The following is a 21,919-nucleotide window of genomic DNA, read 5'->3' on the forward strand; positions in this document are numbered from 1 at the left end:
GAGACTGCCGATGCCCTATCCTGCAAATGTCCGCGAAATCCGCGCACCACGGGGCACGACGCTGAATACCCAAAGCTGGCTTACCGAAGCGCCGCTCCGGATGCTGATGAATAACCTTGATCCCGATGTGGCCGAACGTCCGGAAGACTTGGTCGTCTATGGCGGTATAGGTCGCGCCGCCCGCAACTGGGAAGCCTTTGACGCGATTGTTGCCGCGCTCAAACGCCTGAAAGAAGACGAAACGCTCCTGATCCAGTCCGGCAAACCCGTCGGCGTCTTCCGTACTCATGCGGATGCACCTCGCGTGCTTCTGGCAAATTCAAACCTCGTTCCCAGATGGGCAAACTGGGACCATTTCAACGAGCTCGACCGCAAGGGGCTCATGATGTACGGCCAGATGACCGCGGGTAGCTGGATATACATTGGCGCTCAGGGCATCGTTCAGGGAACGTATGAAACCTTTGTCGAAATGGGCCGGCAGCACCATGGCGGAAATCTCAAGGGCAAATGGCTTCTGACGGCCGGTCTGGGCGGCATGGGCGGCGCTCAACCACTTGCCTCGGTTATGGCAGGGACAGCCTGCCTTGCCATAGAATGCCAGCCTTCCAGCATCGAGATGCGGATGCGGACTGGCTACCTCGATGCGTGGACGGACGACCTTGAGAAGGCCCTCGCCATGATCGACGAGAGCTGCGCCTCCGGTACGCCCAAATCCGTCGGGCTGTTGGGGAACGCCTGCGAAATTCTGCCGAAGATTCTGGAGCTTGGCCGCCTGCCAGACCTCCTGACCGACCAGACTTCGGCGCACGATCCGGTCAATGGATACCTACCCGAGGATTGGAACGTGGAAGACTGGAAGGCGCGCCGCCTCAGCGATCCCAAAGCTGTGGAAAAAGCGGCGCGTGCCTCCATGGCCAAACATGTCCGCGCGATGCTTGAATTCCAGAGGCGCGGCGTGCCCACGGTCGATTATGGCAACAACATCCGTCAGGTCGCGCTGGATGAAGGCGTCGCTGATGCCTTCGATTTTCCAGGTTTCGTGCCCGCCTATATCCGCCCGCTTTTCTGCCGGGGCATCGGCCCCTTTCGCTGGGCGGCACTCTCGGGTGATCCGGAAGACATCTACCGCACGGACCAGAAGGTGAAGGAACTCATCCCCGACAACCCTCATCTCCACACCTGGCTGGACATGGCGCGTGAACGGATCAAGTTCCAGGGTCTCCCCGCACGCATCTGCTGGGTTGGCTTGGGGGATCGCCACCGCCTCGGCCTCGCCTTCAATGAGATGGTTGCCAGCGGCGAGCTGAAAGCCCCCGTTGTCATTGGGCGCGATCATCTCGATTCCGGTTCGGTGGCATCGCCCAACCGGGAAACCGAAGCGATGCGCGACGGTTCTGACGCGGTATCAGACTGGCCACTCCTGAATGCGCTGCTCAACTGCGCTTCGGGCGCAACATGGGTGTCTTTGCATCACGGCGGCGGCGTGGGCATGGGCTATTCCCAACATGCTGGCATGGTCATCTGCTGTGATGGCACGGAGGCCGCCGCCCGCCGCATAGAACGCGTCCTGTGGAATGACCCTGCCAGCGGCGTCATGCGCCATGCCGATGCCGGCTATGACATTGCCATCGACAGTGCACGCGAACATGGCCTGGACCTGCCCAGCCTGAAGGGGTGAGAAAATCCCTGATTTACGCCGGATTTCCGGCGTAAGTCAGGGGGTCCGTTTCAAACCCCAAGTCTTCTGCTTTCTTCAGGATACGGTCAATCATCGCCTTGGGCGGCGCGGGGTCGCGTGCCAGTATCCAGAGATATTTCCCGCTCGGCGCGCCGACCAGCACGGCAGAATAGTCTGGCTCAAGGTGAAGCACCCAATAGTCGCCTTCCGCAAAAGGCACCCAGGACGGCGCAAATTTGACCTTCAGCTTAGCCCCATTGGAGCCTTCAACCACGCGTGCTGTGCCTTCGGCCACATCCGTCTTGCCGTCTTCCTTGGCGCAGCTGTTGGTCACCGAAATCTTGCCGTCGGGCAGTTGCGCATATTCAGCCGTAGCCGTCACACATCCCCGCTCAAACGAGTTTGGATAGCGCGCGATCTCGTGCCATTTGCCCACATACCGATCAAGATCGACTTCAGAGACGGTTGGCAGTTCTGCGTCAGAAGCGCGATAATCGGGCTGTGAAATGCATGCCGCGAGGGCCAAGGCGGAAAGCGGGGCCATCATGTGTTTGAGTTTCATATCTCTTCTCGATCCTCACGGAAAAAATCCATCATTGGAAGGTATAACTGATGAACATGCCCAAGGTTGCCTGGTCTTCGTCACCGCGAAGCTGAACCAAGGGCGCATCGGCTGCGTCACCGGATAACTTATCATAACCCGCGAGGAAGACAGCGCTCCATGCGCCGTCCCGGCTCAGGGGCAGAATGGCCGTAGCGCCCACACCATAAGAATGCAGCCCGCCGCCTGCCTCGTATTCAGGCAGACCCGAGGCCGCTGCCTGGCTTGGCGTTACCCCGAAATAGGCAGATGTATACGGATCATCCACCAGCCGCAGGCGCGGCCCGGCAGACCAGATCACCGGCGGGCCAAACGCGGTGGACACGCCGCTCCACCGTGCGCCAATATCGGCCACCAGCCCGTCATGCCCCGATACCGCCTGGCGTACTTCGGCGCTCAACGTCGCTGCGCCCAGTTCGTATTCAACAAATCCACCCAGCTCGATGCTGGTATCCACATCGCCCAGACCGCGCAGATCGCCGGTCTCTCCGCCGCTGATCGCAAATGTCTCATCTCCGCTTTCGTCCCGCGAAAAACGAATGCGCGCGATGGGGCCGGCGCGCAGGGTCTCGCCGTTCACGAGGTTGTAGCCCGCACCTTCCTGCACAGAGGCAAAGAAACGGTCCCCATACCGCAGCTGCACATTGGGGAGCAGTTTCAGGCTGTAATCATCGTCGCCTTCATAGGTGGGGGAATAAAGCGCGCCTGCGCCAAGTGTCACGGCCCAACCGTCCGATGGGGCGGGCTGAGCCACCGCTATAGCCGGGAAGGCCAAAGCCGCTGCGCCGATAAGTATGATGCGAACCAATAGAGCCTCCAGATTTGGAAAGCTCTACGGCGCAGGCGCGCGACTGGATCAGAGAGTTACACAACTTTCAGATGAGAGGCCGCGCCGGGAGCTGGGCTATTTGGCAATGCCACGCAGCACGGTTTCGGCTGCAAAGGCGGCGTATTCCCGAGCGAGTTCCTGGCCGACTTTGGTTTCGCCCACCAGCTCGCGCACCGTAATGCGTGTTGAGAAAATGTACTGGCACGCGCCATTGATCAGGAAATAGGCATATTTGGAGTCGACCTTCCGGAACTGACCGGCGGCAATACCGTCTGAAATGATCTGCTTCTGCGCATTGATCAGCGGCTGCATGAAGCTCGACCAGATCGACTGAGTGCCATCTTTTTCAGCATCCGTTTCCTTCAGGAAATTCTCGAGCAGCCGGTTGAGATAAGGATAGCGTGAATAGGTGCGGATGATGCCCTGGATGTGAATGCGCAGCTTGGTGGCCGGGTCGATGTCCATCTCCATCAACTCGGTCAGCTGCTTAATCGATTGGGCCGTATCGCGCTGGGCAAGCGCCAGCAGCAGGCCGTCTTTCGAGCCGAAATGATACTTCACAAGCGGCGCCGTTACGCCCGCGCGCTTGGCGATCTGGTGCAGGGAAACGTCAATCGTGCCGAGCTCGGACATCAGCTCGCCTGCTGCTTCCAGCAGCATCTCACGGCCTGAGCGTTCCGCTACGGCATCCACCAACTCGGCCTTCTCCGGTGTGTCCACGTTTGACATATCACCCCCTCATTCAGCGGGACTTGATGGCCGAAAAGGGCATCAGGTGCAAGCACGGGTAGCCCGCCGCTGCGGCGTATCCGGTTGGTCACGCCGGCACAAAGCTGGCAAAATCACTCCGCCTGCGGCAGATTCCACACCGCGTCCTTACGCATATGACCGTGTTGACAGGTGGCCGTCCTCAACCGACCGTTCGCGCGAGATGATCAAGGGAGTCGCCATCATGGCCGTTACGATCGCCAAGTCACAGCTTGCAGGCATTGCGATGCTCGCCGGCGCGCTTGCCTGCCTCCCGGCTTGCTCGCGGGAAGCAGGCGATGCCCCTGCGCCATCTGCGTCAGAGCCCGCAACCCTGCCGGGCGAACAGATTGCAACGGATCTCTGCGCGGGCTGCCACGCCGTGGGGCTCGAAGGGGAAAGCCCCCATACGGATGCCCCGCCCTTCCGTCAGCTGTCCGAGAAATATCCGGTGCGTTATCTGGAGGAAGCCCTCGCCGAAGGCATCTCCGTTGGCCATGAGGACATGCCGGAATTCACGCTTGAGGCCGATCAGGTGGAACAGCTGATCGTGTATCTGGAATCCATTCAGGCGCAGTAGACACCTATCGGGTTTCAGCGGGGATTGGAGATGATCGCTTCGTTGTAATAGCTCGGCACGATCGGGGTATCGGAAGCGAAGTCGGCCACCATACGCGCATAGCCGTTGGCGAAATGCGTGAACTGGCGTGTCCCATCGGGGAGGCTGTCGAACGCGCGCATCCCGTAATCATGGCCCGGATACTCGGCAAGCGTGATCGGGCGGCCTTCGTATTGCAGAGTTTTGAGCCGAGACCGGGTGTAGGCGGGCGGCGCTTCCCGGTCTTCACTCGCAAGGATCCACAATACAGGTGCGCTGATGCCGCGTAGAACCGGCTCGCCCTCATGCCGCCAACTCGTGCCGTCTGACCGGAGCGGCCCGGCAACTCTGAGAACGACGTCGGAATGTTGCAGAATCTCGCCCGTGAATTCTCCCTTCGCATACCGGTACCAGGGTTCGTTGCGATAGATTTTCTTGAGGGCCTCCAACTCAACATATCCGGATTTGAAGTCTGACACCATAATGGCGCCTGCCGCATCAGCCAGCATGCCCGCGGCCATCTGCGCCGCTGGACCAAAGCCCGCTTCGGTCACGTCCTGAACGGTCTGCGCGCGGTTTTCCGCAAGCGGACTTTCCAGAAGCCCGTAGGAAACAATCAGAAAATCCGGCTTCACCGCGCGCGCTGCCATTGGCGCAACCCAACCGCCCTGGCTGGCGCCGTGCAGGCCGAAGCGGCCGAGCCGGGGGCCGGCGAGGCGCCGCGCTTCAGCGGATGCAGCGGCAGCATCGGTGGCGAGAACCCCAAAGTCCTGCGTGTAGCTGCCCATTGAGGCGCCTGTACCGCGTTTGTCATAGACGAATACGCCAACCCCCTGCAGCGGCAGGAGTTGCTGGAAGGGGTCGTGGATCAGCGCGGACGTGCGCTCCGAACCCTGCACCTGAATCACAACAGGCACCGGCCAATCGCCCGCCGGAAGGATCAGCCGCCCGGCCAGTTGCGTGCCTTTGGCGCCGGAAAACACCGTTTCCTGGGTGACCACCTCGATCCGCGTGGCCGCAACGCCTTCGTAGAGGCTGAGGCCGGTTTCGCAGGTGAACTCCAGCTGGCGGGTCTCTGGTTGCTCGGTCCAGCCGCTATAGGCTTGCCAAAGGTCATTCTCGAATACGAAGCGGCCGGTTTCACCTTCCAGCGATTGCCAACGCAGCCCCTCTTCGCTCGGCGTAACCGCAATGCCGCCTCCATCCTGCAGACGCCAGCTGCCCGCACAGGCGGGATCGCCCGCGATGGGGCCGGGCGTGAAAGGGAGGGACAGGGCCGGCATCTCCGGCAGGCTGGACCGGGCGCTGGCGCAGGATGACAGCAGGCCAGCCAGCAGAGCCACAGCTACACGCCTCAACATTTCCATGCCCCGAATCCCCATGATTTCCAGCGTCTTGGAGGGAAGCATTGGCGCCGCGCGCGGGGAAACACAATGATAGACCCAGACATACAATAATAAGGCTTGATTGCCTTAGCGTTATGTCTCGCTCAAATAGAGTCAGCGGCAGATGAGGGTGGCCAACGCCCCGCGAAGAAACCGCGCCAGGGAGGAGTAATCCGGCCGATCATGCGCCGGGCAGAGGCCATGGAAGGCGATTCACAATCCTTTGCCGTTGAAACGGAGCCGACCGCCCGCCAGCGCGCCGTGGCTTTCGCACGGTCCAGGCGCGGCAGAATGGTTATCGCGGCAGCCGCCGCCTTGATCCTGATGGTACTGGCGGCGCGCTTCCTGATGGATCGCAATGCTTATGTCTCCACCTCTGACGCGCGGGTTGCGGCGGAGATGATTGCCCTCTCCACCGACATTTCCGGGCGCATCACCAGCGTTCAGGTGAATGAAGGCGACCGGGTTTCAGCTGGCGACATTCTCTACACGATAGATGACCGGGAGGCCGTGTTCACGCTGGCGCAGCTGGAAGCCGAGGCAACGCGGCTGCGGGCGGAGATGGCGCGGGAAGAAACCCGTGCCGGACTGGCAACGTCGAAGGCAGGCAGTCAGGTGGCGGCGCGGCGTGCAGGTACGCTGTCGGCGTCGGCCAGTGTCGAGGCAGCCAGGTCCAATCTCGAGATTGCCCAGCGTGATTATGACCGCACGAAAGACCTGTTCGAGCGAGGCCTGATGCCACAGTCCAATCTCGACCAGGCCAAGAACGTGCTTGATACACGTGCACAGGCGCTGCGCCGGGCAGAGGCTGAACGGGAAACCGCCGCCGCCGACCAGCGCACCGCCAGCATCACGGGTCAGGAAGTGCGCCTGATCGACTATGAACTCACCGTTCTGGGCGCCGCGCTGGATCAGGCAGAAGCCCGCGTTGAGGCGCAAAAAGTGGTGGTTGAACAACACACGATCCGCAGCCCGATTGACGGCGTGGTCGATGAGCTGTTCTTCGATAATGGCGAGCATTCGCTGCGCGGCTATCGCATGGCGCTGGTTCATGACCCTGATGCGGTGTGGATTTCGGCGAATATCAAAGAGACCGACATTCGCCATGTGCGCCCGTCGGCAAGCGCCCTGGTTCGGGCTGACAGTGACCCTTCCCACGAGATTTCCGGGCGGGTGGTACGCATTCATGACGCCACACTCGGGGAAGCGGCGATGATGCCAAACCCCAATGCCAATGGTGTTTTCACCAAGATCACGCAGCGGATCGGCGTGCGCATTGCCCTTGATCCGACAGATGTTGATCTGCGGCCCGGCACGATGGTGCGTGTCCGCATCCGGAAGATCGAAGGCGGCGCGGAGGCCGGCAGGACACCGGCGTGACCGTCGCCCCCGGCATCCCGTCCCAGAGCGGCCCCGGCACTGCCCGCAAACCCCTGCCCGACGACATTCCCGCCATGGCCGGCCCATCCGTCCGGGCTCAGTTCGAGCGATTTGGCGGCATCTATCGCTGGATATTGCTGTTCACAATGCTGACCGGCTCAATGGCCACCATGCTGGCCGCGACGACGATCAATGTCGCCCTGCCCGCGATTATCGGCGCCTTTGGCCTGGGGCAGGATCAGGCGCAGTGGATGTCCACAGCGTTCCTCGCCTCGTCCACCATCGCCATGCTGGCGAACGCCTGGGCGATGACCACCTTCGGGCCGCGGGCGACGTATACGTTCGGCATGGTTGTGTTCGTGTTCGGCTCCCTGCTGGGGGCGGTGAGCAACACGCTGGAATTGCTGATCGTGTCGCGCGGATTGCAGGGTATTTCGGCGGGCCTGCTGCAGCCGATGTCGATGTTCCTGATTTTTCAGACCTTTCCGGATAGCCGGCGCGGCACAGCGATGGGTGTGTTCTCGATCGGTGTGGTGCTGGCGCCTGCATTCGGGCCTGCGCTGGGCGGGATTGCGGTGGATCTGGCTAGCTGGCGGCTGGTGTTTGTGGCGACCCTGCCTTTGGCGCTGGTCGCGCTGGGGATCGCGCCTTTCCTGATGCCGAAGGGGGACCGCAACCGGAGCACCCCGCGCCCGCCGCTCGACTGGGTGGGGCTGAGCCTGCTGGCGGTTGCCGTGATCGGCCTGCTGGCCGCCTTTGCCGGGGGGAACCGGGATGGGTGGGATTCGGATCAGACCTATCTGCGCTTTGCCATCGCCATTCTTGCGGCCATTGCCTTCTTCTTCTGGGAATTGCGCCATCCCTTTCCGGCATTGAACCCGAAAGTGTTCACCTATCGGCAGTTCTGGTCGGCCGGGCTGATCATCTCGGCGACGGGGATTGCGATTTACGCGTCGACCTATCTCATCCCACTTTTCGTGCAGCTGGTGCAGGGCTATTCGCCCACGGCGGCAGGGGTGATGATGATCCCTGCCGGGATTGCCATGATGATCGGCTTTCCGATTGCCGGACGGCTTACCGACAGGGTTGATCCACGCTGGCTACTCGGCTTTGGCATCACCACCTTTGCCGCCTCTGCCTGGTTGCTGTCGCATGTTTCGGCCATGACCCCCTATTGGGTGCTGGTGGGCTGGATCTTGCTCAGCCGGATCGGGATCAGCTTCTGTATGCCGCCTTCCAATACGACCGCTGTGCGCGCAGTGCCCCCGCACCTGCTGGCCTCGGCGACGGGGGGGGTGTCTTTCCTGATGCAGGTGGGCGGGGCGTTCGGGGTGAACATCCTGGCGATCATCCTACAGCGGCGGACAATCTTTCACGGCGAACATCTTTCGACGGCGATGAACGAGACCAATGCCGAGATGATGTACCAGCATGCCTTGCAGGCACAGACGCTGGAGATGACCGGCATGACGCAGGTTCAGGCGTTTCAGTCTGCCTTCGGTCTGCTCAATCAGAAGGTGGCCATGGAAGCGTCCGTATATGCGTTCAGGGACTGTTTCTTCATTATCTTTGTCTGGTTCGTCATCGTCCTGGGCGCGCTTGCCTTGATGCCCAAGCCAAAGATGATACAGCCCGCGCGCTGAGCATTTTCACAGATAGGCTGGCCCTTTGGCACCCCAGGACACTCTTGCGCGCAACCGCGCGTTCATTGTCGCCAATACGCGGCTGGCGCCGGTGGACGGGCTGGAGCTGCGCCATAGCGAAACCCCGCAGCTGCTAAAGATATGGCAGGCTGACGAGATCACCCCGATCTGGGCGGCGACCGAGCAGGACCTGGACCGGCAGGGCATCGAGCCGCCTTTCTGGGCATTCCCCTGGGCAGGCGGACAGGCGGTGGCGCGGCTGATCCTGGAGCGGCCGGAGAGCGTGCGCGGCAAACGCGTGCTGGACATTGCCTGCGGCAGCGGAATGCTGGGCATAGCCGCAGCGGCCGCCGGAGCGAGCGCGGTGTGGGTGAATGACATCGACCCGATCTGCGAGGCGGCGGCGCAACTGAACGCCGAGGCGAACGGTGTTTCGCTCAGCTGGATGGGGGGCAACCTGCTGGATGCTCCGCCTGCGGATGTGGATGTGATCCTGGCGGGGGACATCTTTTACGAGATGAGCATGGCGGCGCGGTTTCTCGGCTGGATGCGGCAGGCGGCAGCGCGGGGGATTGCGGTTTATGCCGGTGATCCGGGCCGGGCCTATGCACCGGTGGCGGAGACCGGGCTGCTGGCCGAATACGACATCGCCACGACCATGGAGCTTGAAAGCGCCACAGCACGCCGCGCCCGTGTCTGGCAGATCGGAAGATAGTTCCGGAAAACCGGGTGAACATCCGTTTTGGCATCTGGAGAGTTTAGCAGGATGGGGCGCCGGTTGGATTGGTGGCGGGGCCGGCGGCGGAGGTGTGTTGGACAGGTGCTGACTGATCGGCGGCAGGCACGGCGCGGCGGTGTGGAAAGCACAGGGCGTAGCGGACCGACCGGTGTTGGACAGCTGGCTGAATGCGCGCGACTCGCACGTGGACAAAGCCGGACAAACTTGGACAAACCGGGACAAACTGGGACAAAACCGGACAAAACGGGTCATTTCAGAACACGGACGGGTCAGAATTTGACATCGGAAGACAGCTTCCCGAGCAGACCGGCAAGACAGGTGTGACCCGCCTTGCAGCAATCCTCCATAGGCCGGGAGGGGATCGGGGAGTCGCGTGTCAGACCCGTCATGTTTCTCCCTGCCCCCAAGCCGCACACATGCCGCGATACCGGGTGACCCGAGGTTTCAATCGGGCGCGGGCCGGGCGCCGGGCGGCAACCGGGACACCGCCCGCATCGTGTTGAAGTAGCGGCCGGTAGTTATTGGATATTTGTCCAATAAGTTATACTCAGGCGGCCGTTCGAGGGGCGCGATTGGCCCTACTTCGAGGCGAAGGATGGCGGAAATCGTGTCTTGATGGCCACAGCCAAAAACCCGTAACAATTTAATATTTTCAACGCATTAGTTTCGCAAAACCTTGATTTGAACGCTTGCGAGGCGCTCGTTAACGACCCGGCAACCGGCGCTCTGCTGCGCCGCAACACCGGGGTATGACATGAAATTCCGCATCCTTTCCGCAACCGCCGTTGCCGCCCTTGGCGTCTCCGGCCAGCTTTCCGCCTTTGCAGACGCGCCTGACGCAGAAGACTCGCGCCGCCTGGAAGTCGTCACCGTGACGACCCAGAAGACCGAGCAGTCGCTGATCGATGTTCCGATCAACATCTCCGTGACCGACCAGGACCTGATCGACAAGCTGGGCGGCGACGACATTGAAGACCTCGCCAACTTCATTCCCGGCCTGCAGGTGCAGGCACAGAGCCTCAACGCGCCGACCTATTCGCTGCGCGGGGTTGTGGCCGATGGCGGCGCGCCGCGCGTTGCGATCTTCCAGAACGGCGTGTCCATCGGGACGCCGGGCTATGCCACCAGCATCGCCATCTATGACGTTGAGCGCGTCGAAGTTGTGAAAGGCCCGCAGGCAACCCTGTTTGGCCAGGGCGCCCTGATCGGCGGCATCAACTACATTCAGAACCGCGCCTCGACCGAAGGCAATGAAGGCAAGGTAACTGTTGAAGGCGGCGATTACAGCTTCCTGCGCGGCGAAGGCTTCTACAACTTCGCGCTGAGCGACACGCTGGCCGTTCGCGTGGCCGGCCAGATCAAGAATATGGACGGGTATGTTCCGAACACGGCGAACTCTCCCGACCTGATGGGCCAGGACACGACCGCTGTTCGCGGCGCGATCCATTGGGAGCCGACCCCGGCGGTTACCGCCGATGTGTTCGTCAACTATCAGGAAGACGACTCCACCGGCACGCAGTTCACCTCCGGCTTCTTCCCCGTAAACGGCGTTGTGGACCCCTACGGCCCGACGGCGATGAACATCAACGCCGACCAGGTGCGCAGCAAGCTGGGCAATGACCGCGAGATCCTCGCCGGTACGGCCAACCTGGAATTCGTGCTGAACGACGCCTGGACGCTGACCTCGCTGACCGACTATCGCGAGCTGAGCTCGAACGAAGCCTGGGATTCGGATGGCGCAGCCTTCAACCTGCTGCAATTCTATCAGACCCGCGAAGGCGACGCCCTGAGCCAGGAACTGCGCGTCAACTATGACAATGGCGGCAAGCTGACCGGCTTCTTCGGCGCCAACTATTTCGACTATGAAACCCGCGACACGCTGACCTTCTCGACCGATGAAGCGTATGCACAGTCGCTGTTCGGCCCGCAGGTTGCGGCATCGGTAGGCGGCATGGCGAACGCCCGCCGCATTCTGGCGCTGGCCGGCGCGCCCGGCGCAGCCAACTTCGGCAGCTTTGAAACACCGTTCCAGTATTCGGTGGCACAAATCCTGGCGCAGTACGGCGCGCAGGCTGCCAATAACATCGCGGAAGCCGACATGGTGTTCGGCCCCTTCCTGGCACTCAATCCGGCCCACGCCGAACGCTCGCGCACCTCTGATGGTCGCACGAGCTACGACCTCTTCGGCGACATCACCTATGATCTGACCGATCGCCTGACGCTGACCGGTGGTCTGCGCTACACGATCAACGAGCTGTCTGCGTCCAACACCGGCGAAGTGCTTCGCGGCAACCCGGCACTCGGCGGCGCCCTCAACGGCGTGACCTTTGCGCCGGGCTTCCTGATCAACGCAGCGACCATCGGCAACCCGGTCAACGCTTCGGCCGAGCCGGACGGCGCCTTCACCTGGCGTCTCAACGCGGCTTACCGCGTCTCCGATAACGTCAACACCTGGGTGTCGTATGGCCGTGGCCGCCGCCCGGAAACGCTGTCGATTTCTGGCCGCAACGTCTCGGAAATCGATGCCGAGACACTGGACAACGTGGAAGCCGGCATGTTCGGCCGCTTCTTCGACGACCGCCTGCAGATGACGACCTCTGTGTATTACGGCCAGTACGAGAACTTCCAGACCAGCCGCTTTGACCCGATCAACGGCGTATTCATTGTCGAAAACTCCGGCAACGCCACACAGTATGGTCTCGAGTTCGACGGCCAGGCGCTGGTGACCGACAATATCCGCCTGCTGGGCACCTATGCCTACAACTTCTCTGAGTATGATGACGAAGACAGCAACGGGAACCCGCTGCAGTTTGCCGGTAACCGGTTCCGGATGAGCCCGGAGCAGAGCTTCTCTCTGGCCGCCGATATCACCCTTCCGTTCGCTGAGCACGGCACCTTCTCGCTCACGCCGAGCTATATCTGGAAGGGTCAGCAATACTTCGAGGACGACAACGGCTACGACTATGCGGCCGATGGCAATGGCGGGTTCGTTCGCCGCCGGGAAACCTATCCTGACGGGACGCCAGTGGTCGAAGAAACCGGTGCTTATGGCCTGGTCAACCTGCGCGCAGGCTTTGACAGCGCCGATGAACGCTGGGGCGTCTATGTGCTGGGCGAGAACCTTCTGGACGAAGAGTATCTGATCGATGTCGGCAACACCGGCGGCGCGTTCGGCCTGCACACCATCATCCGCGGCAAGCCGCAGATGCTGAAAGCCGGCGCCTACGTGAAATTCTGATCCGGGCAAAGAGGAGACCTCTGCCATGAAATATGTCGTCGCAATTGCCGCCATCATGCTGGCGGCTTGCAGCGCGGCCCCTGTTGCAGGCTCGGAGGAGGCGTTGACCTCCTCCGCAGCCGAGCAGGCGCCTGCTGCCTACGGTACGCTTTCGGGCGACAAGCCGATCATCATCGCCCACCGCGGCGCGAGCGGCCTGTTCCCTGAACATACGATCCCCGGCTATGAAGCCGCGATCGATCAGGGGGCGGACTTCATCGAGCCCGACCTCGTGATGACCAAGGATGGCGTGCTGATCGCCCGCCATGACGCCTATCTTTCCGCCACCACGGACGTGGCCGACCGTCCCGAGTTCGCTGATCGCAAGGTGAAGCGCGAAACGCCAATGGGCGAAATGGAAGATTGGTGGGCAGACGATTTCACGCTCGCCGAGATCAAGACCCTGAAAGCGCGCCAGCAATTCCCGTCGCGAACGAAGGAACATGACGGCAAGCTGGACATCGTGACCTTTGACGAGGTGATGGATGTGGCGCTGGCCGCCGCCAAGGAAGGCCGCACTGTTGGCCTGCACATCGAAGCCAAATGGCCGGGCTATTATTCCTCGGTGGGCCTCGACATGGTCGACCCGATGATCGAAGCCATGAAGGCCAAGGGCCTGGAAGAAGCCGACATCCCGGTGTTCATCCAGAGCTTCGAGCCGGAATTCCTGGCCGCCTTTGCCGCCAAGAGCGATCTGCCGACCATCCAGAACATGGTGGGCCCTCCCTACAACAAGATGCTCGGCCTGGAATACAATATCGACGAGATGACGACGACCGGCGTTGGCGCCGAGAAGTCCTTCATCCTCAACGCCGATGGCACGACGACGGACTTTATCGAGAAAGCCCACGCCAAGGGTCTGCTGGTGCACGTCTATACCGTGCGCGATGACGCGCCGATGGCCGGCTATGAAAATGCGCAGGCTGAGCTGACAGCGCTCATCAAGGCCGGCGCTGATGGAATCTGGGTTGATTACCCAGAAACCGGGGTCGCGGTTCGCGACGCCAACTGAAGCCGCGCAAGCGGTTAGTTTCCTCCCTAACTTTTTGGGGCGTCCTTCGGGGCGCCCCCTTTTTTTGTCTGGAATCAGGGGGGCGGAATGGGACGCGCCGAAAACCTGAAAAAAGCTCATAAGTTTCCCTAAGGGAGCCGCTTGCCAGAAAAATTAGAACATGTTCCAATTATTTCAAAGATCGGGAGGATTATCATGGCCGCTGCAGAACTCTCACGGGTGCGCAAATCGGTATTGCCCCAGCCGGGCGACACCTGGGACAGCATCGCAAAGCGCGAATTGCCGGACATGGACGCGGCCAAGGCCGTCTCCAGCCTGCAAAGCTGGAACCTGCATGTGTTCATGCGGGCAGCGGGCGCGGCGGGCGGCGTGCGCGGCACCAATCCGATCCTGCCAAGCGATGTGATCTTCATCGAGGCGCCGCAGGTCAAGGCATGAGCATTGCCGTCATCAGTGAGGTTCAGATTGCGGCCGCCCATGATGGCGACGCGGAGCTTCTGGTGACTTTGAAATATGAGAATGGCGGCACCACGCTCGTCACGCTGGACGAGTATGCCGTGCGGGCACTGTTTGATTCCTGCGGGACAACGGTGCCGGAGAAACTCATCGGGGCGAGCTGGGAGCATGTACGCGACGCGCTCATCGCCTCTTCACAACGATATGCCGGCGCATCGGCAACAGGACATTAGGGAGGATTTGAATATGTATGATCTGGTGATCAGGAACGGCACGATTGTCGATGGCTCGGGCATGCCTTCCTACAAGGCGGACATTGCCGTAACCGGCAATCGTATCGCAAAGATTGGCCGCGTGGCCGAAACAGGCCGTGAGGAAGTGGACGCTTCGGGTAAGGTCGTTTCGCCCGGCTTTATTGATCCGCACACACATTTCGACGCCCAGCTTCTGTGGGATGGCTATGCCAAGCCTGCCCTGTCGCATGGCGTGACGACGATCGTTCCTGGCAACTGCTCCCTGTCCCTGGCGCCGCTTAAAGCGGAACACCGCATGAAGCTTGTCGGCATGTTCAATCAGATTGAAGAAATGCCGTACAAAGCCTTCAAAGAAGGCGTCGTCTGGGACTGGGAGACATTTTCCGAATATATCACACGCATCCGCAAGGGGCTGGCCATCAATGTGGCGCCGCTGGTCGGGCATAGCGTGATCCGTCTCTGGGTGATGGGCGACGCCGCGATGGAGCGGACCGCGACGGCCGAGGAAATCGCCGGCATGCAAGGCGTGCTGCGCGAGTGTCTCGACGCCGGCGCGGTGGGCCTCTCCACCAGCTATGTCGACATGGACGAGACGCTGCTTCCCGTGCCGAGCCGGTATGCGGATGCGAGCGAAGTGGACGCGCTGGCCTCGGTGCTGGGCGAGTATGGCCGTATCCTGCAGATCGTGCCGGAGTTCTACGATCCGGACCTGACGATTGCGCGCCTTGATCAGCTGGCTGAAATCTCGCTGAAATATTCGATCCCGACGACCTTCTCGCCGCTGTTCATCAATGCCGACAATGTAGAGGCAGTGGAGCGCGTGATGGCGCGGGTGGACGAGCAGTTTGCGCGCGGGGCCCGTGTGTGGCCGCAGGTACAGACGCGCCCGATCGACATCAGCTTCAGCTTTGCTGTGCCGAGCCTGATCTTCGTGCGCCTGCCAAACTGGTACAAGATCATGCGCTTTGGCACGCAGGACGAAATCATTGCGGCGTTCTCCGACCCGGAGAAGCGCAAGAAGCTGATCGCCGAAGCCACGCCGAATATGGGCCTCTGGTCATTCCTGACACTGCGCTTTGCGCAGACGGAAGCGAACCAGAAATATGTCGGCAAGACGCTGGCCGAGATCGGTGAGATGCGCGGTTGCACGGCGCTGGAAGCGATGATCGACCTCTCCATCGAAGAGAAGCTGGACGCCCATTTCATGGCCGCAAACATGGGCCATAACTCCGACGAGCGTGTCAGCGCGATGCTGAAGCATCCGCGCGTGCATATCGGCGCCAGCGATGGCGGGGCGCACATCCTCTCCTTCTCCACCTATGGCGACACGGGATATCTGTTCTCCCACTTCGTCCGTAATCTGAATGCCATGAGCATCGAAGAAGCGGTGAAGAAGGTGACCTCTGACACGGCCGGCATCTGGGGCATTCCGGACCGCGGCCTGATCCAGAAAGGCTATGTGGCTGATCTGGTGGTGTTTGACGCCGCGACGATCGACCGGGGCGAAGAGACCTATGTTCAGGACGTTCCGGGCGACGGGAAACGCTATGTGCGCGACTCGCGCGGCGTGGACACTGTGGTGGTTGGCGGCGGCGTCGCCTGGTCGGCGGCTGCGGGCTACAAGGACGACACGCGCGGCGCGATCCTGCCGGGCGAAGCGGCAGCAACCCGCCCGCTGGTGGCCGCATGAGTTGGCCGGGCGTTACGCAGCGCCGGGTTGCGACCAACGGCATTGAGCTGAACATTGCCGAGGCGGGCGAAGGCCCGCTGGTGCTTCTGCTGCATGGCTTTCCGGAATCCTGGTATTCTTGGCGCCATCAGTTCGCGCCTCTGGCAGCGGCGGGCTATCATGTCGTCGCGCCGGACATGCGCGGCTATGGCAAGAGCGACAAGCCGCCGGAAATTACCGACTATGTTCAGACAGAAGTTATTAAGGACGTTATCGGCCTGATCCCGGCGCTGGGCTATGACAATGCCGTTGTGATCGGACATGACTGGGGGGCGCCGACGGCATGGTCGACCGCGCTGTTCCATCCGGACAAGGTGCGGGCCGTGGGCGGACTTTCCGTGCCGTTCATGCCGCGCTCGCCCGTTCAGCCGATGCCGATGCTGCGGGAAATTTACAAAGGCCAGTTCTTCTACCAACTCTATTTCCAGGAGCCGGGCGTCGCCGAGGCCGAATTCGAGAAGGACATGCACACCGCGCTACGCAAGTTCCTGATCATGGCGGCGGGCGAGACAGACCTGACCACGCTGGCGCCTAAGACGGAAGATGACGACCTTCTCACCAGCCTGCCCTATCCGGAAACGCTGCCGAAATGGCTGACGGCCGCCGACCTCGATTTCTATGTGTCGGAGTTCACGGCGTCCGGCATGCGCGGGCCCATCAACTATTACCGCAACCACGACCTTCACTGGCAACTGACCGAAGGCGCGCCGATGGAAATCCATCAGCCTGCGATGTTTATTGCCGGCACGGCGGACGGCGTGGTGATGATGGCGGCGGCCGCCATTGAGGCCATGCCGCATTTCGTCAAGGACCTGCGGATCAACAAGATGATCCCCGGCATCGGCCACTGGACCCAACAGGAAGCGCCGGAGGCGGTCAACGAGACCATCCTGGAATTCCTTCGCAACATCGACTCCTAAACCCTCAGGGGACCACGCATGCGTGAACAAGTAATCGTCATTGGCGCCGGAATCGGTGGGCTCTGCACGGCTTTGATGCTGGCGCCATCGGGGCGTGACATCATCGTTCTGGAGCGGGACGGGCCGCTGGAAACCAGCGATCCCGATGAGCTGTTCAAGACCTGGAAGCGGGTTGGCGTGGGGCATGTGCGCCAGAGCCACGCGTTTCTGGCGCGCCTGCGCACCATCATGAAATCTGAACACCCTGCCCTGCTGGACCAGCTGCTTGAGCTGGGCGTGCGGGAGTTGCCGTTTGAAAACATGCTGACCGAAAAGCAGCAGGCGCGTTACCGGGCAGAGCCCGAGGACGCCGAGCTGACCATTCTCACCAGCCGCCGCACGACACTGGAAATGGCCATGCGGCGCTATGTGCAGACACTGGAGAATGTGACGCTGCGTTCGGGATTTCTCGTCCGCAAGCTGATTACCCGAAAGGGCGAAGATGGTATCTTTGATGTCTCTGGCGTTGAGGGCGAAGAGAATGGCGCGCCGATTACGTTGACGGCTGATGTGGTTGTAGATGCCAGCGGCAAGAGCGGCTTCACCATTGAGCAGTTGATGGAAGAAGGCGCCGGTATCCGCGAGGAAAGCGAGAGCGCCGGCATTCTTTATTTCACGCGCCATTACCGGTTCCTGCCGGGAAAATCCGAACCCGACCGCAACGAGAACCCACCGCCGACCGGCGATCTGGGGTTCCTGAAGTTCGGGGTGTTTCCCGGCGACAATGGCAATTTTTCCATTACCGTCGCGATTCCCGAGATTGAGATGGAGCTGCGTAAATCCATCCTTGATCCGGATATATTCCACCAGATTACCCTGATGCTGCCGGGGCTTCGTCCGTGGACGAATTCGGAGCAGTCCGAACCGACGAGCAAGGTGTTCGGCATGGGCGATCTGATCAGCCGCTGGCGCGATATGGTGGTGGACGGAAAGCCTGCCGCGCGCGGCTATTTTCCGCTCGGCGATACGCTGGTGCGCACTAATCCACTGTATGGCCGGGGCTGTTCCTTTGCGGCGGTTGCCGCGCAGGCCTTGCGCCACACGCTGGACGAAACGCCTGATCCTGTCGCGCGGGCGCTGGCTTTTCATGAGCGCGTGACGGCGGAGCTTCATCCCTTCTATATCGTACAGCGCCGGCAGGACCGCAGCGCTATCAAACGCGCCCACGAAACGCTAACGCCGGGGGCCAAGCAGAGCTTCAAATCGAAGCTGATGGAAAGCTTTGTGGAGGACGGCGTGAAGATTGCCGTGCGCTCCGATCCGCGGCTTCTGCGCGAGGCAATGCGCGGGTTTCATATGCTGGAGCATCCGGAAAAGTGGCTCGGCAAGCCGAAGAACATGGCGGGCGTTCTCTATTACTGGGCGCGCGGCAAGCGGCTGAATGCGGCGGCCTATGCGCCCAAGCCGGGGCCAGAGCGGATCGAGATGATGAAGGCGCTGAAGCTGAACTATCAGGCCGACATGGAACGGGCCGCGACCGAAAGGCCACTGGCCGCATGAGCGGAAAGACGCCAGAACCCCGGAAGGCGCATATCGCATGACGCCGCCCATTCTGGAGGCTGGCCCCACGACCATGTCTGAACCCGTTGCTGATCTTGGCCGCCGCGAACAGGCGAAAGCCGAACGCCGGCAGAAGATTATGCGCGCGGCGCGCGACATGATCCGCGAGACGGGCGACATGAACCTCTCGATGCGTGAGCTGGCCAAGCGCGCCGAAGTGAGCGTAGCGACCTCATATAACCTTTTCGGATCAAAGCGCGCGGTCGTGATGGCTGTGCTGGAGGATGAGCGGGACTTCGTTCAGAAGTATCACAAGCTGCATGTGGCCAATGCGATTGAGCGCATCTTTGAGGCCTATGAGCTGGCCTATGGATATTTCGTTCAGGACCCGGACTTTTACCGGCCGCTCTGGCGCGCGCTGCTGACAGCGGGCAGCAAGGAAGATGATACCGGGCTGGTGAGCCCCGAACGCCAGGCGCAGACGCGCGCGGCGTGGCATCTGTTGCTCACCGAAGCGCGGGATGAGGGGTTGCTGCGCGCCGACACTGCCGTGACACCGCTGGAGCGCGCGCTATCTCACATTGCCGGAGGAACCCTTCTATCCTGGGCGGTTGGTACGCTGGATACCGAAGACCTGATGGCATCGGTGGGGCATGGCTACGCGCTGCTGCTGAGCGCTGCGGCGACGCCCGAGGGCCGGGACCTGCTGGAGCGTAAACGCAGAAACTATGAGACGGTTCTGGCTCAGAATGCGACGCGCTGACCTGTCAGCCTTCCAATGACACCGCTGGCGTGCGGCCCGAAATCTGGTCCGCTATGACACCGGCGGAACCGCAGGACATGGTCCAGCCAAGCGTTCCGTGACCCGTGTTCAGCCAAAGATTCTGATACTTTGTTGCGCCGACAAGCGGCACGCCGTTGGGCGTCATCGGGCGGTGGCCGCACCAGAGGTTGCGCTCGGTTGAGCTTGTGACGCCGGGAAACAGGCTGAATGCGGAGCATTCCAGTGTCTTGAGGCGTTCGGGGCGTAGGCTGCGATCAAAACCTGCAAGCTCTGCCATGCCGCCGACGCGGACGCGGTCTCCGAGGCGGGTGATGGCCACTTTGAAGGTTTCATCCAGCAGGGTGGACTGAGGCGCACGGGTTTCGTCCGTGATCGGCACAGTCATGGAATACCCCTTCACCGGATAGACCGGCAGGCGCAGGCCGAGGGGCCGGGCAAGACCGGGCGACCAGCTGCCCGCGGCCAGGACGAAGGCGTCGGCGTCCATGGGCTCTCCGCCAATGCGCGCGCGGACGCGGCCGCCGCTTTCGGAGAGGGCGTCAATTGTTGTGTTCCAACGGAATTTTACGCCCCGCGCCTCTGCAATGGCGGCGATGGCGTTGGTGAACTTGAAACAGTCGCCGGTTTCATCGCCCGGCAGACGCAGGCCGCCGATGATGGCATCTTCGGAATGGGCAAGGCCCGGTTCGGCGCGGTGGCAGCCTTCGCGGTCGAGCAGCTGGAAATCGATACCGCCGGATTTGAGTACTTCTATGTCGCGGGCGGCGGCGTCATATTGTTTTTGTGTACGGAAGAGTTGCAGGGTTCCGAGGGAGCGGTGGTCGTAGTCTATGCCTTCGGCGGCGCGCAGTTCCCGGAGCATGTCGCGGCTGTAGGTGGCCAGGCGGACCATCTTTTCCTTGTTGGCGGCGTAGCGCGCGGGCGTGCAGTTGCGCAGCATGGCGAGACACCAGGCTACCATGGCGGGGCTGAGCTTGTGGTACTGGATGATCAGCGGGGCGTGTTCCATGAACAGCCATTTCAGCGCCTTCTGGGGCACGTCCGGCGAGGCCCAGGGCGAGGCGTAGCCAGGCGATATTTCACCGGCATTGGCGAAGCTGGTCTCCAACGCAGGGCCGCTCATGCGGTCTACCACGGTGACGTCATGGCCATCGCGCGCGGCATAGTAGGCGGTTGTGATGCCGATGACACCGGCGCCCAGGATGACTACTTTCATGACTGCGCCTCTTCTCCGTGCAAGGACGGGGGGTTGATATAGCTGCGGGTGAAACGGCGCCCCAGGCTGGTGAGGATTTCGTGGGGGGTGGTGGCGAGTTGGCGGGCGAGATCGTTGACGGACTGGTGCGGACCGATGAGCTCCACACAGTCTCCGGGGCGGATACTTCCTTCTGGAAGGTTCGTCACGTCCACCATGCAGCTGTCCATGGAGACGCGCCCGAGGATGGGCAGGCGGTGGCCTGCGAACCAGGTGGCGCCCCCGTTGCTGAGCGCGCGGGGCCAACCGTCTGCGTAGCCAGCGGAAAGCGTAGCGACGCGGAGGGGGCGGTCCGCAATGTAGTCGAAGCCGTAGCCGACTCCGGCACCCGCTGGAATGTGGCGGAGCTGGATGATCCGCGCTTCTAGAGCGATCGCTGGCTGCATTTTCGGCACGCCGCCTGCGCCCGGATCGACGCCGTAGAGGACGAGGCCGGGGCGCAGGACGTCGCCGGCTGCCTCCGGAAGGAACATCGCGGCAGCGGAATTGGCGAGGGAGCGGGGGACCGATGGCAGGCGCGCTGCAAAGTCGGCGAAGCGACGCATCTGATCTGCGTTGGCGGGGGCGCCGGGCGTGTCTGCGCAGGCCATATGCGTCATCAGGAGGCAGATGTTTACCTGACCGGCAAAGCTTGGCCAGCCAAGAACGTCGTTAAGTTCACCCTCGCTGAGGCCGAGGCGGGACATGCCGGTGTCTACCTGGAGCGCGGCGGGAACCGGATGGGCCTTGTTCACCGCCAGCGTGTACCAGGCGCGCGCCTGTTCAGGCGTGTTGAGTACGGGCAATATACCCGCCTCGGCGCAAAGCGGTTCACTGCCGGGGGCGAGGCCGTTGAGGACGAAGAGGACAGCATCGGGCGGCAGGAGCGGTTTCAGAACCAGCGCTTCGGCGAGATGGGCAACGAAGAAGTCCCGCGCGCCCTGCCCGGCCAGCATGGGGGCGATCTGCGTGGCATCGAGGCCATAGGCATCGGCCTTCACAACGGCGGCGACGCGCGCGGCCGGGTGCATTGCACGCAGACGGCGGTAATTGGCGGCGATGGCGCCCATATCAATTGTCAGCCGGCCGGCCTCATCCGTAGACGGATGCCAGG

Annotated in this window: 19 protein-coding genes; 13 read left to right on the plus strand and 6 right to left on the minus strand. The window is 61.9% G+C overall.

Annotation, left to right across the window (positions count from 1 at the left end):
- The first annotated feature begins 10 nt into the window (after nt 1–10).
- Nucleotides 11–1,678 (plus strand): urocanate hydratase, encoded by a 1,668-nt coding sequence (hutU, locus tag HNE_RS11855; RefSeq protein WP_011647391.1) that lies wholly within the window; start codon nt 11–13, stop codon nt 1,676–1,678.
- 13 nt (nt 1,679–1,691) lie between these two features.
- On the opposite strand, the gene HNE_RS11860 is transcribed toward hutU, so the two are convergent.
- The 3 genes from HNE_RS11860 to HNE_RS11870 all read right to left on the minus strand — a co-directional run bounded on the left by HNE_RS11860 (nt 1,692) and on the right by HNE_RS11870 (nt 3,837).
- On the minus strand, nt 1,692–2,240 hold the full coding sequence (locus HNE_RS11860; protein WP_011647392.1) for a lipocalin family protein: 549 nt from the start codon (nt 2,238–2,240) through the stop codon (nt 1,692–1,694).
- 31 nt (nt 2,241–2,271) lie between these two features.
- Entirely contained in the window at nt 2,272–3,087 is an 816-nt protein-coding gene (locus HNE_RS11865; protein WP_011647393.1) for a MipA/OmpV family protein, read from the minus strand.
- A 96-nt stretch (nt 3,088–3,183) separates the two neighbouring features.
- A complete protein-coding gene (locus HNE_RS11870) occupies nt 3,184–3,837 on the minus strand; it encodes a TetR family transcriptional regulator (RefSeq protein WP_011647394.1) in 654 nt (217 codons plus the stop codon).
- A 223-nt stretch (nt 3,838–4,060) separates the two neighbouring features.
- Here HNE_RS11870 and HNE_RS11875 point away from each other — a divergent pair, with 223 nt between their 5' ends.
- Nucleotides 4,061–4,435: a c-type cytochrome gene (locus HNE_RS11875; protein ID WP_011647395.1), complete on the plus strand. Its 375-nt coding sequence runs from the start codon at nt 4,061–4,063 to the stop codon at nt 4,433–4,435.
- Nucleotides 4,436–4,449: 14 nt separating this feature from the next.
- Here HNE_RS11875 and HNE_RS11880 read toward each other — a convergent pair whose 3' ends face one another.
- The gene (locus tag HNE_RS11880; RefSeq protein ID WP_160162622.1) at nt 4,450–5,820 is read right to left on the minus strand and encodes an alpha/beta hydrolase family protein; all 1,371 of its coding nucleotides are present in this window, start codon (nt 5,818–5,820) and stop codon (nt 4,450–4,452) included.
- Between the two features lie 309 nt (nt 5,821–6,129).
- On the opposite strand from HNE_RS11880, the gene HNE_RS11885 reads away from it, so the two are divergent.
- The 11 genes from HNE_RS11885 to HNE_RS18065 all read left to right on the plus strand — a co-directional run bounded on the left by HNE_RS11885 (nt 6,130) and on the right by HNE_RS18065 (nt 19,550).
- A complete protein-coding gene (locus HNE_RS11885) occupies nt 6,130–7,218 on the plus strand; it encodes an HlyD family secretion protein (RefSeq protein ID WP_148205877.1) in 1,089 nt (362 codons plus the stop codon).
- Nucleotides 7,215–8,861: a DHA2 family efflux MFS transporter permease subunit gene (locus tag HNE_RS11890; RefSeq protein WP_233351906.1), complete on the plus strand. Its 1,647-nt coding sequence runs from the start codon at nt 7,215–7,217 to the stop codon at nt 8,859–8,861. Before HNE_RS11885 ends, HNE_RS11890 begins: the two co-directional genes overlap by 4 nt.
- A gap of 25 nt (nt 8,862–8,886) precedes the next feature.
- The gene (locus HNE_RS11895) at nt 8,887–9,576 is read left to right on the plus strand and encodes a class I SAM-dependent methyltransferase (RefSeq protein WP_011647399.1); all 690 of its coding nucleotides are present in this window, start codon (nt 8,887–8,889) and stop codon (nt 9,574–9,576) included.
- A gap of 778 nt (nt 9,577–10,354) precedes the next feature.
- On the plus strand, nt 10,355–12,838 hold the full coding sequence (locus tag HNE_RS11900; RefSeq protein WP_011647401.1) for a TonB-dependent receptor: 2,484 nt from the start codon (nt 10,355–10,357) through the stop codon (nt 12,836–12,838).
- A gap of 25 nt (nt 12,839–12,863) precedes the next feature.
- Nucleotides 12,864–13,889 (plus strand): glycerophosphodiester phosphodiesterase family protein, encoded by a 1,026-nt coding sequence (locus HNE_RS11905; RefSeq protein WP_011647402.1) that lies wholly within the window; start codon nt 12,864–12,866, stop codon nt 13,887–13,889.
- A gap of 195 nt (nt 13,890–14,084) precedes the next feature.
- Nucleotides 14,085–14,327, plus strand: a complete 243-nt coding sequence (locus HNE_RS11910) for a hypothetical protein (protein WP_035590947.1) — start codon at nt 14,085–14,087, stop codon at nt 14,325–14,327.
- Nucleotides 14,324–14,578: a hypothetical protein gene (locus HNE_RS11915; RefSeq protein ID WP_011647404.1), complete on the plus strand. Its 255-nt coding sequence runs from the start codon at nt 14,324–14,326 to the stop codon at nt 14,576–14,578. The genes HNE_RS11910 and HNE_RS11915 overlap by 4 nt, the downstream gene beginning before the upstream one ends.
- Nucleotides 14,579–14,591: 13 nt before the next feature.
- Entirely contained in the window at nt 14,592–16,289 is a 1,698-nt protein-coding gene (locus HNE_RS11920) for an N-acyl-D-amino-acid deacylase family protein (RefSeq protein WP_011647405.1), read from the plus strand.
- Nucleotides 16,286–17,248 (plus strand): alpha/beta fold hydrolase, encoded by a 963-nt coding sequence (locus HNE_RS11925; RefSeq protein ID WP_011647406.1) that lies wholly within the window; start codon nt 16,286–16,288, stop codon nt 17,246–17,248. The genes HNE_RS11920 and HNE_RS11925 overlap by 4 nt, the downstream gene beginning before the upstream one ends.
- Before the next feature lie 18 nt (nt 17,249–17,266).
- The gene (locus HNE_RS11930) at nt 17,267–18,787 is read left to right on the plus strand and encodes an FAD-dependent oxidoreductase (protein ID WP_011647407.1); all 1,521 of its coding nucleotides are present in this window, start codon (nt 17,267–17,269) and stop codon (nt 18,785–18,787) included.
- Nucleotides 18,788–18,824: 37 nt separating this feature from the next.
- Nucleotides 18,825–19,550, plus strand: coding sequence for a TetR/AcrR family transcriptional regulator (locus HNE_RS18065; protein ID WP_011647408.1), 726 nt, complete (start codon nt 18,825–18,827; stop codon nt 19,548–19,550).
- Between the two features lie 4 nt (nt 19,551–19,554).
- Here HNE_RS18065 and HNE_RS11940 read toward each other — a convergent pair whose 3' ends face one another.
- Together HNE_RS11940 and alr are read right to left on the minus strand one after the other, a co-directional pair.
- On the minus strand, nt 19,555–20,787 hold the full coding sequence (locus tag HNE_RS11940; RefSeq protein WP_011647409.1) for a D-amino acid dehydrogenase: 1,233 nt from the start codon (nt 20,785–20,787) through the stop codon (nt 19,555–19,557).
- On the minus strand, nt 20,784–21,875 hold the full coding sequence (alr, locus tag HNE_RS11945; RefSeq protein WP_407637718.1) for an alanine racemase: 1,092 nt from the start codon (nt 21,873–21,875) through the stop codon (nt 20,784–20,786). Before alr ends, HNE_RS11940 begins: the two co-directional genes overlap by 4 nt.
- Between the last annotated feature and the right edge of the window lie 44 nt (nt 21,876–21,919).

The organism is Hyphomonas neptunium ATCC 15444 (assembly GCF_000013025.1).
GTDB lineage: Bacteria > Pseudomonadota > Alphaproteobacteria > Caulobacterales > Hyphomonadaceae > Hyphomonas > Hyphomonas neptunia.

Coding starts and splice junctions, on each gene's coding strand:
- HNE_RS11910 (WP_035590947.1), top strand. CDS start 14,085: ATGGCCGCTGCAGAACTCTCACGGGTGCGCAAATCGGTATTGCCCCAG.
- HNE_RS11905 (WP_011647402.1), top strand. CDS start 12,864: ATGAAATATGTCGTCGCAATTGCCGCCATCATGCTGGCGGCTTGCAGC.
- HNE_RS11925 (WP_011647406.1), top strand. CDS start 16,286: ATGAGTTGGCCGGGCGTTACGCAGCGCCGGGTTGCGACCAACGGCATT.
- alr (WP_407637718.1), bottom strand. CDS start 21,875: ATGGGCGCCATCGCCGCCAATTACCGCCGTCTGCGTGCAATGCACCCG.
- HNE_RS11920 (WP_011647405.1), top strand. CDS start 14,592: ATGTATGATCTGGTGATCAGGAACGGCACGATTGTCGATGGCTCGGGC.
- HNE_RS11870 (WP_011647394.1), bottom strand. CDS start 3,837: ATGTCAAACGTGGACACACCGGAGAAGGCCGAGTTGGTGGATGCCGTA.
- HNE_RS11940 (WP_011647409.1), bottom strand. CDS start 20,787: ATGAAAGTAGTCATCCTGGGCGCCGGTGTCATCGGCATCACAACCGCC.
- HNE_RS11860 (WP_011647392.1), bottom strand. CDS start 2,240: ATGAAACTCAAACACATGATGGCCCCGCTTTCCGCCTTGGCCCTCGCG.
- HNE_RS11930 (WP_011647407.1), top strand. CDS start 17,267: ATGCGTGAACAAGTAATCGTCATTGGCGCCGGAATCGGTGGGCTCTGC.
- HNE_RS11880 (WP_160162622.1), bottom strand. CDS start 5,820: ATGGAAATGTTGAGGCGTGTAGCTGTGGCTCTGCTGGCTGGCCTGCTG.
- HNE_RS11900 (WP_011647401.1), top strand. CDS start 10,355: ATGAAATTCCGCATCCTTTCCGCAACCGCCGTTGCCGCCCTTGGCGTC.
- HNE_RS11885 (WP_148205877.1), top strand. CDS start 6,130: ATGGTTATCGCGGCAGCCGCCGCCTTGATCCTGATGGTACTGGCGGCG.
- HNE_RS11875 (WP_011647395.1), top strand. CDS start 4,061: ATGGCCGTTACGATCGCCAAGTCACAGCTTGCAGGCATTGCGATGCTC.
- HNE_RS11915 (WP_011647404.1), top strand. CDS start 14,324: ATGAGCATTGCCGTCATCAGTGAGGTTCAGATTGCGGCCGCCCATGAT.
- hutU (WP_011647391.1), top strand. CDS start 11: ATGCCCTATCCTGCAAATGTCCGCGAAATCCGCGCACCACGGGGCACG.
- HNE_RS18065 (WP_011647408.1), top strand. CDS start 18,825: ATGACGCCGCCCATTCTGGAGGCTGGCCCCACGACCATGTCTGAACCC.